Source organism: Bradyrhizobium sp. KZN70725, assembly GCF_055264925.1.
Window position 1 is genome coordinate 1 of sequence record NZ_JBUYWT010000009.1, and the last position, 11,394, is coordinate 11,394.

The following is an 11,394-nucleotide window of genomic DNA, read 5'->3' on the forward strand; positions in this document are numbered from 1 at the left end:
CTCGCTGGTTCCTCTCCCTCGGCGATCCATCTCGGCCTCCTCGACCACGTTGAATCTCCCTTAATATGCGATTCTCAACCCTCCAGATCGCGGCTTTCTGACTCAGTAAGACTAAGGCTCTCTTAACCACAAGCGAAGGCCGCACGCGGGGTCATGGGCCGATTGCGCGCCGATCCGCGTTATCCAGCACCATGCGTGTGACAAGCCGTCCGATCGCCTCTGCTCTGTGTGGTGCGGCGGTTCTCGCTGCGCCGCTCGCAGCCGCCAATGCGCAGCAGGTGCAGGCCGGAACGCTTGAGTGTCGTGGCGGACCCGATACCGGGTTCGTGGTGGGTCCGGTGACCAACCTCAATTGCGTGCTGCACGTCGATAGCACGCCGGACAGTCGTTATGTCGCGGCCATCCGCAACCTCGGCGTTTTGATCGGAGATCAAGAAGTCGCCATGACCTGGAAGGTGATGGCGCCCGTGCCGTGGCTTGGAAGCGACGATCTCGCCGGCGGCTACGCCCATGCCGACGGCGCCGGCGTCAACGTTCTCGCCGGCGGCACGAATACGCCGATCACGCTGCATCCGTTGAACGAGCGGAACGTCCCCTCAACGCCGCCCCTGAAAATCGAGAACCTCGAGATTCGGCCGGTGGACCGCTGACCCTGAGCGCAGCCAGGCGATGGCCGGCGCGGCCGCCGGAATGCACAACGCCGTCCGCTTGAAATAGATGCGGACGGCGCTGGCCCTAGCCCCAGGAAGGTGATGCAAAATCCTGACAGCTCCAAGTCTGCACACTTTGTGCCAGCGGCGCATGTCCCAAATTGGCTATCACGCGGCATGGCCCAAATGGGCCATTTGGAAACACAGAAACAAAGATAGGTTAGGCATCGAGGCGCCGGCGACGGTGCCTCACGACCAAAGTGTTTACTTGGCCTCAGCGTGGCCCACGCGCTGAGGCCTTTCTTTTTTGATGTTCGCCGTGTGCCGTGAAATCACTCGCCGTTTTTATCATTCAGCGCACGAAACGATTCCGTAGTTCTCCGTGCGTGAACAAAGTTCCGGCGGCGATTGAGGGACTGATCGCTTTCCGTTCGTGCGATTGCAGGTTCCACTTGCCGTGAGCGCCGGCAGCGCGCTTCGCAATTTCTTAATCCAAGAATGTTTTGCTAGAGGATTGTGAGTGCGCGCATCGGTCGTCGATATTTTTCAGGACCGCGATGGACGATTCCCAGATCGTCCTTTTTGTTCGATGAGGATTCGCACGACCAAAACATCACGCGAGCGATGCGAACGCACCGCGCGCAGCGGTCACGCCGCGAGAGTCTCACTTTGGTTTGCTCGGCCGATGCGCCATTCCCATATACACCCCACCGGCCTTCAATTCCGCCAGCATCTGGTCGATCCGCTTGCGCTGTGTTGCAGTTCGCACGCTGCGGCCGATCCAGTGCAGATAGTCGTTGCGCTGATACGGCGGGCGCGTCTTGAACGCCTGCATCAGTCCGGCAGCATCGAGCTTGCGGCGGATGCTCGCCGGCATCGCCGCGCGCGGTCGCTTCAACGTCACGCCGCTCTCAAGTCGCCGGATCAGGACCGCCGCTTGGCTTCGACGTAACGCTTGAAGTTATCCAGGATCGCCTGCCAACCGCCGCGCTGCTGCTCGACCGAATGGGTATCCTCGCTGTCGAAGCTGACCTGCACCTTGACGCCGCCGCTCTCCGGCGTGAATGCGACCTGCGCGCTGCGATCGCCGAACGAATATTCGAGCAGACGGGGCTCCTCGACCCTGGTGTAGGTGCCGGCGAAATCGAACCCCATGCTGCCGTCCTTGGCTTCCATTCGCGACGAGAAGGCGCCGCCGGTGCGCAGGTCGACGGTCGCGGCGGTCGTGTGCCAATCGTCGGAAGCCGCGTTCCACTGCTTGATGTCGTCAGGCGTCGTATAGGCGCGCCAGACATCCGCGATCGGCGCGGCAACGGTCGTTTCGACGGCAATCCTCATATCAATTCCCTCGTTGCGATGGGGTGAAGCTGACGCGCCTCCCGGGCGGCGCCGGACCGCAGCCATTCTATTAGGGCCATTGATGCCTTCGTCAAATGGCAATGCCCGGGCCACCGGGAGCATGAGAATATCCGAGATGCCATTCGACCAACCAAATGGTGCGCGGTCGTCACAAGAATTTCGTCAGGAATGACCGTGTATGGAAGACGGTCCAATGCCCGGAGAGCGCATCATGCGGAACCTGAACACCGTCCTGAGCAAGCTGAACGACCGCCTGCTGCGGCTGGAGGGCGAATTGTTCGTGCTGCGATCGATCGCGCGCGCCGCCCTCACCGCCGGCGACGAGTCCGCCGTCCGCACCCGCAAGCTGCTCGAAGGCGCAAGGCTCGCGCTGTCAGACGAAGCCGAACGGCCGCTGGACGCCGCGACCGGGAAATACGTCGCGGCCGCGATCGCCATGGTCGAAGAGCTGCTTGAGAATCCCCGCGAGGCGGCCCCGCTGTTCAGGGTGATCGACGGCGGCAGGCGGGACGATTAGCGCGCTTGCGCCGAGCCTAGCCGGTACCCTGCACGGCCTTGTCATAGGCCTCGATCGTCAGCCTTGCCCTGACCGCAATATCCGCGGCCGTCATGCCCGGCTTGTAAAGGCTGCTGCCGAGACCGAAGGCGCGAATGCCTGCCTTCACATACTCGGCGAAATTCTGGTCCGAGACGCCGCCGACCGCGGCGATCATCACGTCCGGCGGCAGCACGGCGCGGATCGCGGTGATGCCGGCGGCGCCGAGCACGCTGGCCGGAAAGAATTTCAGGCTAGATGCCCCCGCGCGCGCGGCGAGCAGCGCTTCCGTCGGCGAGAACACGCCGGGCATCGTGATCATCGCGTGGTCCCTTGCACGCGCCAGCACCTCGACATCGACATTCGGCGACACCATGAGGCGGCCGCCGACGTCGTGCAGGCGATCGACGTCGGCTGCAGTCAGCACCGTGCCCGCGCCGATCAGAACATCGGCCGGAGCGCGCTTCGCCGCGATCTCGATCGAGCGGAACGGCTCTGGCGAGTTCAGCGGAATCTCGATCGCGGTCATGCCGGCGTCGAGCAACGCGCCGACGATGCCCAGCACCTCGTCCGGCTTGACGCCGCGCAGGATCGCGACCAGCGGCCGATTCATCGGCGGAAACGGAATACTCATGCGTTGATCCCTCAGTTCTTCCAGATCGCCGCCGCCGCGCCGGCGAGGCCACGGCGAACCGCCTCCTCCGCATCCATAACATTGAGCGGAATCGAAAGGCATTCGAGCGCCATCTGATAGAGCCGCTGCAACCGGCCCGAGGCAAGCAGCGTAACCGGCGCTCCCTGCTCCCGCTCCGCAAGGCCCGCCGCGAGTTCGACGCCGATCAACGTGCCCGAGATCGTCTCGCGCGCGGCCTGTGCGTTGCCGCCGAACAGCAGCTGCCGCGATCGCACGCGAAACAGCAGATTGGCCGCTAGCGCCGGCGCCGCGAATGCCGCCGCGACCGCCGCGCGGAACGCATCGCCGTCAACCGCTTCCTCGGCGCCGGCGACGGCGTGCGACAGGATGGTGTCGCGCGCGACCGCGCTGAACTGCTCTCCGGTCATGAAGGTCGCAAAGCGTTCGACCGTTCCGCCGCGGACCCTCACCCATTTGGAATGCGTTCCCGGCATGCAGACGAGCGCCTCGCCCGGCGCGTTCAAGCCGAGCGCCCCCAGCAGCTGGGTCTCCTCGCCGCGCATGACGTCCGGCGCGGCGGCATCACGCTGCGCGATCCCGGGCAGGATACGGATATCGCGCGCCTGCCCGCTGACCACGACAGCGCCCTTGAGGATGTCCGACAGATGCGCCGGCGTATCGATATAGCCGGCCTCGACCCAGCCCTGCCGCGCGCCCGCCATGCCGCAGATCACGACCGGCAGGTCGGCCGGCACACCCAACGCATCGAGATGCGATTGCAGCACGGCCGCAAAGCCGGTCCTGGCTGCCGCGGTCATGCCTTCATCGCTGCGGCGCTCACCGAGCACCTTGCCACCGGCGCCCGTCAGCCAGAGCCGGAAGCTGCTGGTGCCCCAATCGACCGCGACATAGGAAAGCCCGCTCATCGCGCCCTGTTCCACGCTCTCAGTGTCCCGCGCGCCGACGGCGCCGCTGCCAGACGCGATAAAGGCGATCATCGCGCCACGCAAGGCGGCTCGGTGGCATGACGCCACGAGGCCTCGCTGGCATCGGACGCGCGGATCGATTACCGCGCGCCCTTCAGCGTGCAGGAGGTCGTGCAGGTCGTCACGTTGCCGCGGTCACATTTGATGCAGGCGTTGACGCACTGATCCATGACCTTGGGATTGTACTGACTGTAAAGATTGGCCGCACAGCTGTTGGTCGATCCCGTAACCTCCGGGTCGGACCAGCAACCGGACAGTAAAAATGCTGCGGCACTCAAAATGGCGACCTTGCGCATAAGGCCTCCTGCCACGCCGTATCCGAGTAACGTTGCAAGTAACCTTGATGGGTTAGGTTAAATTCCGGTTTCAATTGCGGCCTTATTCGGAAGCAGTATTGCTTATCCACCGGACATTTCCCCAAGGTCCGGGCCCACACCGGCAAGGCCGTCAGGCGACCCCGCCTGGCGGCTTTGTTGCCCAGCAATGCACAAGGAAACCAACAAGATGGCCCGAAAGCCGCGGTGGTCGTTCAAGGAGGACCGACGACTGATGGAACTGGCACGCTCCTCGAAGTCGCTGGAGGAGGTCGTCAAGGCGACCGGCCGCTCGCCGGAGCGGATCAAGAAGATGGCGATGCGCCTCGGCCTGTCGATCAAGCCGCGCAGTACCACCAAGAAATGACTTGAAATACGGCCGCTAGAGTTCTGGCGGACAATCGTCCTTCGCCCGCACCGGGATCGCCTTGACCTCGCCTTCCGGCTTGGCCTCAGCCTCGCGTTCCGCCTCGGTCCCCCTGGTGCAGGTGGTCAGCACGAAAGCAACCCGGCTGCATTGCCATTCCGGCCCGAGCGCCGCATTGGACACCGGCTCTGGCGACGCCAGTGTCAGGGATAGATACGCCACCAAAACGGCACCCGCCGCGCCTGCGGCAGCCAGCGCCGCGCCCTTTCCGGACCACAGCTTGGACATCATGGCCTTGGTTCCCGCCGATCTCCAGGAGTCGAGGCAGCCCGCCTGTCCGCGTGCGATCGGAATCACAACCGGGATCAAACAGTTCAGCCCGAGTCTTTGGGGTTGATGTGGGATCGATATTGCACTGCCGCAAGACGGGGTCAGCGCGCCGGCTCGATCACATTACAGTTGGTCCGGCCCGACATCAGGCAGTCCTGCATCTTGCTCGCCGCCGTCAGGTCATGCGCGAGCCAGAGGCCGACCGCGAGCATGACCGCCGCGACCAGCAGTCCGATCAGCGCGCCCCTTCTGCTGCCTCCGTCGTCGGATTCGCTCATGCCCGCTTCGGTTCCCGGTTGCCATGGTCCGCATCATGACCCTTTGCATGGTTGCGTGGGATCAATTCTGCAACAGTCGCACAACGAAATGCACGGCCGCGGCCGTCGGCACCGCAATTCCGTTGCGCGCCAGGGGCGACTCGCGAAAGACTACTCGCTGAAGTGGAGCGCGTGTGCGGGGCGTGCCGATGAGCGAACAAGAAGCGACGACGTATGACTATCAGCGTTACAGGCAGTTGCTCTCGGAGGCTGTCGATGAGAGCAGCAGGCAGCGGCTGATCAGCCTACTGATCGTCGAAAGGGCGCGCGACAGGCTGGAAGCCCAGCGCGCCTCGGACCGGAGCGCGATGACCGCCGAGACGGTCGCCAAAGTCCTGGGTAACGGACGACGCGAGCACCTCCAGCGCGGCTGAACTTTTCAACAGCCCTTGTTCAACAGCCCTTGGTGACCAGCCACTCACCACGCGTCCGCGGGGCGAACGATGGCTGCTTGACGCTGGCTCATATCTCCCTTGCTCCACAGCCCTCCGTTCACCACTGGCAATTTCGTCGCCATTCACTTATTGAAACGCCGAACCAACCCCATCCATCACCCGAACAGAAAGCAGCAAGGCTTCCTCTATGAGTGGCTTCAAGGAACCGGGTTTTGCCGACCGCCAGAAAGCGGCCCTGCAGGCGCGGCAAAACCTCCTCAACAAGTTTCGCGCCCAGCCGGGAGCTGACGATCCCGCTGTGAAGGCACGTGCCGAGGAGCGCGCGGCGATCGCCGAACGCCGCACCAAGGCCAAGGAAGCCCGCGAGGCCGAAAAGGCCGAGCAGAAGCGCCGCGAGGAAGAGGCCGCCGCCGCCGAGGCCGCCCGCATTGCCCGCGAGAAGGAAGAGGAAGCCGCCCGCGAGGAGGCGCTGCTCGCCGAGCAGAAGGCCAAGCGCGATGCCCGCTACGCGGCACGCAAGGAGCGCGGCAAGAAGAAGCGCTAAGGCGCAACCAGGCCCGCCAGAGCGGCGGGCCTGCGGATAGCGGGCGATGACGGCAGTCAGTTCTTCTTCATGCCGTCGTCTTTCTTCATCATCGCGCCGCCGTCCTTCTTCATGGCGTCGTCCTTCTTCATCATGCCACCGTCCTTCTTCATGGCATCCTTGGACATCGAGTCTTCCTTTTTCATCGCGTCATCCTTGCCCATCTTGTCCTGAGCGAAGGCGGCGGGCGCCAGCGCCAGGCTGAACGAGAGCAGCGCGGCGGAAAGGCCGAGGCGGGTCTTGGTGGTCATGGTGATGATCCCTTGTGTGGTCGAATGTGAGCGCGACGACTTGCCGCTCTCTACTCGACGCACTTGCGCCGGCCGTCGTTACCTCCAATAACGAATTCTTGAAGCAGCACGGCTGCGGTCGCCCGGCGGCTGGTCGCGCGACGGTTGCGTGACGACGCGGCGTCACCGCGCATCAGTGTGCATCGCAACAACGGCAAGGCTTGAACGTCAGGACTTGAACGTCAGGACTTGCAGCCGCGTATCGGCTCGCACTATCAGGGCGCCTCGAACTATCAGACTAGAGAATATTCACGCGAAGACCGGCTAAACTAAAGCTCCGCGCCGGCCTAACAGCCACTCAAGAAGCTCTCAGGGGAGAACAATGCTTACACGCCGCCACGTCCTCGCTTCCGCCCTCGCCGCACCCGCCGTCCTGCGGATGGGCATCGGGACCGCGCATGCCGCGACCACGCTGAAGATCTCGCACCAGTTCCCCGGCGGCACCATCGACAAGGGCGACTTCCGCGACCGGCTGTGCAGGATGTTCGCGGCCGAGGTCGCCAAGCGCTCGGGCGGCGATTTGACCGCCGAGGTCTATCCGAACTCGTCGCTGATCAAGACCAACGCGCAGTTCTCGGCGATGCGCAAGGGCGCGCTCGACCTCAGCCTGTATCCGATGCCCTATGCCGGCGGCGAATTGCCGGAGACCAATATCGGCCTGATGCCGGGCCTCGTCACCACCTACGACCAGGGCCTGCGCTGGAAGAAGGAGCCGGTCGGCAAGGCCTTGAGCGACTTCCTCGCCGACAAGGGCATTCTGCTGATCTCCTGGGTCTGGCAGGCCGGCGGCGTCGCCAGCCGCTCCAGGGCGATCGTGGCGCCTGAAGATGCCAAGGGCCTCAAGGTGCGCGGCGGCTCGCGCGAGATGGACATGGTGCTGCAGACCGCCGGCGCCGCCGTGCTCTCGGTGCCGTCCAACGAGCTCTACGCCGCGATGCAGACCGGCGCCTGCGACGCCGGCATCACCTCCTCCACCAGCCTGATCTCGTTCCGCCTCGAGGAGGTCGCGAAGTCGCTGACCTCGGGCGCCGGCGCCTCCTACTGGTTCATGCTGGAGCCGTTGATGATGTCGAAGGCGATCTTCGACAAGCTGCCGAAAAACCAGCAGGACATCATCCTTGCCGTCGGCACCGAGCTCGAGGCGTTTGGCCGCAAGGGGGCGCAGGACGACGATACCGAAGTCGCCAAGGTCTATGAGAAGGCCGGCGCCAAGGTCAGCGCGCTCGATGCAACCATTGTCGGCAAGTGGCGCGACATCGCGCGCGACACCGCGTGGAAGGACTATGGCGCCAAGACCGCCACCGCCGCCAACCTGCTGAAGCTCGCTAGCGACGTCGCCGCATGATCCATGGTCCGGTCGCGGATCAGGCCGAAACCGCAAGCATCGCCGCGGGCAACACGCCCGTGGCCGTGCTTGGGCGCGCGCTGTCCATCTGCAACAACATCATCGTGGTGTTCGCCGCGCTCGCTCTGGTCGCGGCCTGCGTGATCCTGAGCTACAGCGTGCTCGGCCGCGCCCTGTTCCACAGCCCGAACTACTGGCAGGACGAGGCGGCCGTCTTCCTCCTGGTCGGCGCCACCTTCATGACCTCGGCCTATGTGCAGAGCCAGCGCGGCCATGTCAGCATCGAGGCGTTCGTCGGGCTGCTCTCGGCGCGCGCCAACGCCATCCGGCTGTGGCTGGTCGACGTCGCGAGCTTCGCGTTCTGCGCCTTCTTCGCCTGGAAATCCTGGACCCTGGCGCATGAAGCCTATGTCGACGGCCAGGTGTCCAACTCGATGTGGTCGCCGCCGCTCGCCATCCCCTACGTGCTGATGGCGCTGGGCATGACGCTGCTCTGCGTGCAAATCCTCCTGCAAATCATCATTCCGCTGACGGGTGGCGCGCGCCGATGACCGTGTTTGGTATTGGTATCTCCTACGGACTTGCCACCCTGTTTGCGATGTTCTCCGGTATGCCGATCGCGTTCGCGCTCGGTGCCGTCGCGGTCGTGTTCATGGCGATCTTCATGCCGGCGGCCTCGCTCGATACGGTGACGCAGAACGTCTACGAGGAGATGGCCTCGATCACGCTGCTGTCGATCCCGCTGTTCATCCTGAAGGGCGCGGCGATCGGCAAATCGCGAGCCGGCCAGGACCTCTATTCGGCGCTGCACGCCTGGCTGCACCGCGTGCCCGGCGGCCTCGGCGTCGCCAACGTGTTCGCCTGCGCCCTGTTCGCGGCGATGGCCGGCTCCTCGCCGGCGACCTGCTCGGCGATCGGTTCGGCCGGCATCCCGGAGATGCGCAAGCGCGGCTATTCAGGCGGCTTTGCCGCGGGGATCATCGCCGCCGGCGGCACGCTCGGCATCCTGCTGCCGCCCTCGATCACGATGATCCTGTTCGCCGTCGCAGCCGAGAAATCGCTGGGACGGCTGTTTCTCGCCGGCATCGGCCCCGGCCTGCTGCTGGTGACGCTGTTCGGTTTCTACGCCGTGTTCCGCTTCCGCAAGGAATACGCCATGGCCCGCGCCGTCTATGACGCGACCGGCAAGGACGCGGCGATCCTGCAGCATGACGAATTCACCATGGCCGAGCGCTTCAGCGCGCTGCCGCGCGTGATCCCGTTCGTGCTGCTGCTGACCGGCGTGATGATTGCGCTCTATGGCGGCTACGCCACGCCATCGGAAACCGCCGGCCTCGGCGGCCTCCTGGCGCTCGGGCTGATCGCCGTGATCTACAGCGTGTGGACACCCAACGACCTGTCGCCGATCCTGAAATCGACCATCCGCGAGTCCACCATGCTGATGCTGATCATCGGCATGTCACTGCTCTATTCCTATGTGATGAGCTACCTGCACATCTCGCAGTCGGCGGCGGAAGCGATCGTCGCCATGCACCTGCCGCGCTGGGAGCTCTTGTTTGCGATCCTCGTGATGGTGATCGTGCTCGGCTTCTTCCTGCCGCCGGTCTCGATCATCCTGATGACCGCGCCGATCATCCTGCCGCCACTGCGGGCGGCCGAGTTCGATATCATCTGGTTCGGCGTCGTCATGACGATCGTGATGGAGATGGGCCTGATCCATCCGCCGGTCGGCCTCAACATCTTCGTCATCCGCAACGTCGCGCCCGACATCCCCTTGAGCGAGGTGATCTGGGGCACGCTGCCATTCGTGCTGCTGATGATGTTCGCAGTGCTGTTGCTCTGCTTCTTTCCGGAGATATCGACCTGGCTGCCGAATCTGATCATGGGGCCGGACGGCGGGCGCTAGACCGCTTGCGCGCAGCGAGGACGCGGCAGACCGTAGTTTCAGGCAGCCTCCTGCTCGCGTTCCGCGAGCGCCCTCTCGATCCGGCGGACCAGCACCGCCGTCGGACGCCCCTCGCGCTGCAGCCGGCGGAGCTCGTTCCACAGCCTGATGATTTCGCGGTCTCGCTCGGCGTCCATGGCAGCACTCCCCCGGAGCGCGTCAATATGAACGAAACAAGAACGAAACTCAAGGCCGCGAGATGGCTTCAAGCCACCGTCGCCGGTGCAGGAACCAGAGCGACGCGACGCGATTGGTTCCTTCATGAAAATGGCCAAGGCAATTCGCAGGCAGGCGCAGACCGCGGAGCGAGTTGCATTGACGACGGCCGACGCACTTGTCGCCAACCAGATGCGCTCCCTCGCCCGCGCCTTCAGGAGAGTCAGGCCGATATCCTGAAGAGGAAAGAGAAGAAAAAGAAGAACTGAGACGCGCCTGCGGTCGGGTCAGGGATAGCCGTCACCCGGCGTGTCGACCTCGATCACATCGATCCGCGACGCGGACCTGCCCTTGCGTAGCTCCTCGTAGGACGTCTCCGCGCTCAGGCAGAACAGCGTCCTGCGGTCCGCGCCTCCGAGCGCGCAGGCAAGCGCGCGGCGGCCGGACACCGTGATGCGCTTACGCTCCACACCGGTGCGATCGATCCGGACAAAAGCATCTTCCGTGAAGGACGCGACCCAGGTCGCCCCGTCGGCATCGAGGCAGATGCCGTCGGGATCGTTGATGCTGCCGAACCGCCCGCGCAGGCTCAGGCCGCCGTCCGGCGCGATGTCGTATTCGGCGAGACCGGCGCCATCCATTTCGGCAACGACGAGTCGGCGACGGTCGGAGGAGACGGCAATGCCGTTGGGAAACCGCAAGCCTTCAGCAACGACGCGCGCACTGCCGTCGGGCCTCACGAGGATGATCCGGCCGACCGCACCGCGGCGCTCCGGCGGCGGCAGGTTGAAGCCGAGATCGCCGACATAGGCGCGTCCCTGCCCGTCGATGATCATGTCGTCGATCGTGCCGGTCGCGACCTCGGAGAGATCGGCATAGATTGACAGCGCTCCATCGGAAAATCGCAGCAGCCGCTTCCTGAACATCGTCAGCACGACGATGTCCCCATCAGGCAGCACGCCGAGACCACACGGCGTGTCGTCGGTCAGCGCAGCATGCTCCTGCAACTCGCCCGACGAGCTGATGCTCAGAAGCGCCCGCGCCATGCAATCGACGAACCAGAGCCGCCCGCGATGCCATCGCGGGCCTTCGAAATAGCGGCCGCCGTCGAGGATCGTTCTGAGGCGAGCCGTCATGACGCACCGGCTCGAGAAAAGTGATGTGGCAGTGACATCGGCAGCCCCCACG

At 64.6% G+C, this 11,394-nt stretch carries 18 protein-coding genes; 8 read left to right on the top strand and 10 right to left on the bottom strand.

Annotation, left to right across the window (positions count from 1 at the left end; translation table 11 throughout):
- Positions 1-197 precede the first annotated feature (197 nt).
- Positions 198-650 (top strand): DUF992 domain-containing protein, encoded by a 453-nt coding sequence (locus ACZBJS_RS10770; protein ID WP_463438702.1) that lies wholly within the window; start codon positions 198-200, stop codon positions 648-650.
- A gap of 664 nt (positions 651-1,314) precedes the next feature.
- Here ACZBJS_RS10770 and ACZBJS_RS10775 read toward each other — a convergent pair.
- The gene (locus tag ACZBJS_RS10775; RefSeq protein ID WP_316394257.1) at positions 1,315-1,554 is read right to left on the bottom strand and encodes a YdeI/OmpD-associated family protein; all 240 of its coding nucleotides are present in this window, start codon (positions 1,552-1,554) and stop codon (positions 1,315-1,317) included.
- 20 nt (positions 1,555-1,574) lie between these two features.
- Positions 1,575-1,988 carry an SRPBCC family protein gene (locus ACZBJS_RS10780; protein ID WP_076825494.1) on the bottom strand — a complete coding sequence of 138 codons (414 nt, stop codon included), beginning with the start codon at positions 1,986-1,988 and terminating at the stop codon, positions 1,575-1,577.
- Between the two features lie 232 nt (positions 1,989-2,220).
- On the opposite strand from ACZBJS_RS10780, the gene ACZBJS_RS10785 reads away from it, so the two are divergent.
- Positions 2,221-2,526, top strand: coding sequence for a hypothetical protein (locus tag ACZBJS_RS10785; protein WP_057016599.1), 306 nt, complete (start codon positions 2,221-2,223; stop codon positions 2,524-2,526).
- A gap of 16 nt (positions 2,527-2,542) precedes the next feature.
- Here the strand turns inward: ACZBJS_RS10785 and ACZBJS_RS10790 are convergent, their stop codons facing one another.
- The 3 genes from ACZBJS_RS10790 to ACZBJS_RS10800 form a co-directional block, all read right to left on the bottom strand.
- Positions 2,543-3,178 (bottom strand): 2-dehydro-3-deoxy-6-phosphogalactonate aldolase, encoded by a 636-nt coding sequence (locus tag ACZBJS_RS10790; RefSeq protein WP_316394255.1) that lies wholly within the window; start codon positions 3,176-3,178, stop codon positions 2,543-2,545.
- 11 nt (positions 3,179-3,189) lie between these two features.
- Entirely contained in the window at positions 3,190-4,104 is a 915-nt protein-coding gene (locus tag ACZBJS_RS10795; RefSeq protein WP_463438722.1) for a 2-dehydro-3-deoxygalactonokinase, read from the bottom strand.
- A gap of 140 nt (positions 4,105-4,244) precedes the next feature.
- Complete coding sequence (locus ACZBJS_RS10800) at positions 4,245-4,460, bottom strand: hypothetical protein (protein ID WP_026192800.1); 216 nt, start codon at positions 4,458-4,460, stop codon at positions 4,245-4,247.
- Between the two features lie 208 nt (positions 4,461-4,668).
- Between ACZBJS_RS10800 and ACZBJS_RS10805 the strand changes: the two genes are divergently transcribed.
- Entirely contained in the window at positions 4,669-4,845 is a 177-nt protein-coding gene (locus ACZBJS_RS10805) for a hypothetical protein (RefSeq protein ID WP_166205288.1), read from the top strand.
- 15 nt (positions 4,846-4,860) lie between these two features.
- Here the strand turns inward: ACZBJS_RS10805 and ACZBJS_RS10810 are convergent, their stop codons facing one another.
- Both ACZBJS_RS10810 and ACZBJS_RS10815 read right to left on the bottom strand, forming a co-directional pair.
- Positions 4,861-5,136, bottom strand: a complete 276-nt coding sequence (locus tag ACZBJS_RS10810) for a hypothetical protein (protein ID WP_050384538.1) — start codon at positions 5,134-5,136, stop codon at positions 4,861-4,863.
- 140 nt (positions 5,137-5,276) lie between these two features.
- On the bottom strand, positions 5,277-5,453 hold the full coding sequence (locus tag ACZBJS_RS10815; protein WP_162832424.1) for a hypothetical protein: 177 nt from the start codon (positions 5,451-5,453) through the stop codon (positions 5,277-5,279).
- A 188-nt stretch (positions 5,454-5,641) separates the two neighbouring features.
- On the opposite strand from ACZBJS_RS10815, the gene ACZBJS_RS10820 reads away from it, so the two are divergent.
- Together ACZBJS_RS10820 and ACZBJS_RS10825 are read left to right on the top strand one after the other, a co-directional pair.
- A complete protein-coding gene (locus tag ACZBJS_RS10820; RefSeq protein WP_057016542.1) occupies positions 5,642-5,866 on the top strand; it encodes a hypothetical protein in 225 nt (74 codons plus the stop codon).
- Positions 5,867-6,074: 208 nt separating this feature from the next.
- Positions 6,075-6,431: a DUF6481 family protein gene (locus tag ACZBJS_RS10825; RefSeq protein ID WP_057016541.1), complete on the top strand. Its 357-nt coding sequence runs from the start codon at positions 6,075-6,077 to the stop codon at positions 6,429-6,431.
- Between the two features lie 56 nt (positions 6,432-6,487).
- On the opposite strand, the gene ACZBJS_RS10830 is transcribed toward ACZBJS_RS10825, so the two are convergent.
- Positions 6,488-6,721 carry a pentapeptide MXKDX repeat protein gene (locus tag ACZBJS_RS10830; protein WP_092083897.1) on the bottom strand — a complete coding sequence of 78 codons (234 nt, stop codon included), beginning with the start codon at positions 6,719-6,721 and terminating at the stop codon, positions 6,488-6,490.
- Between the two features lie 361 nt (positions 6,722-7,082).
- On the opposite strand from ACZBJS_RS10830, the gene dctP reads away from it, so the two are divergent.
- From dctP to ACZBJS_RS10845, 3 genes are read left to right on the top strand one after another with little or no spacing between them, the layout of a single operon-like run.
- Entirely contained in the window at positions 7,083-8,105 is a 1,023-nt protein-coding gene (gene dctP, locus ACZBJS_RS10835) for a TRAP transporter substrate-binding protein DctP (protein ID WP_316394250.1), read from the top strand.
- Positions 8,102-8,656, top strand: a complete 555-nt coding sequence (locus ACZBJS_RS10840; RefSeq protein ID WP_194295317.1) for a TRAP transporter small permease — start codon at positions 8,102-8,104, stop codon at positions 8,654-8,656. Before dctP ends, ACZBJS_RS10840 begins: the two co-directional genes overlap by 4 nt.
- Positions 8,653-10,011, top strand: a complete 1,359-nt coding sequence (locus ACZBJS_RS10845) for a TRAP transporter large permease (RefSeq protein ID WP_168858563.1) — start codon at positions 8,653-8,655, stop codon at positions 10,009-10,011. The genes ACZBJS_RS10840 and ACZBJS_RS10845 overlap by 4 nt, the downstream gene beginning before the upstream one ends.
- 38 nt (positions 10,012-10,049) lie before the next feature.
- On the opposite strand, the gene ACZBJS_RS10850 is transcribed toward ACZBJS_RS10845, so the two are convergent.
- Together ACZBJS_RS10850 and ACZBJS_RS10855 are read right to left on the bottom strand one after the other, a co-directional pair.
- On the bottom strand, positions 10,050-10,187 hold the full coding sequence (locus tag ACZBJS_RS10850) for a hypothetical protein (protein ID WP_156436145.1): 138 nt from the start codon (positions 10,185-10,187) through the stop codon (positions 10,050-10,052).
- Between the two features lie 306 nt (positions 10,188-10,493).
- On the bottom strand, positions 10,494-11,342 hold the full coding sequence (locus ACZBJS_RS10855) for an SMP-30/gluconolactonase/LRE family protein (protein WP_316394244.1): 849 nt from the start codon (positions 11,340-11,342) through the stop codon (positions 10,494-10,496).
- Positions 11,343-11,394: the final 52 nt, after the last annotated feature.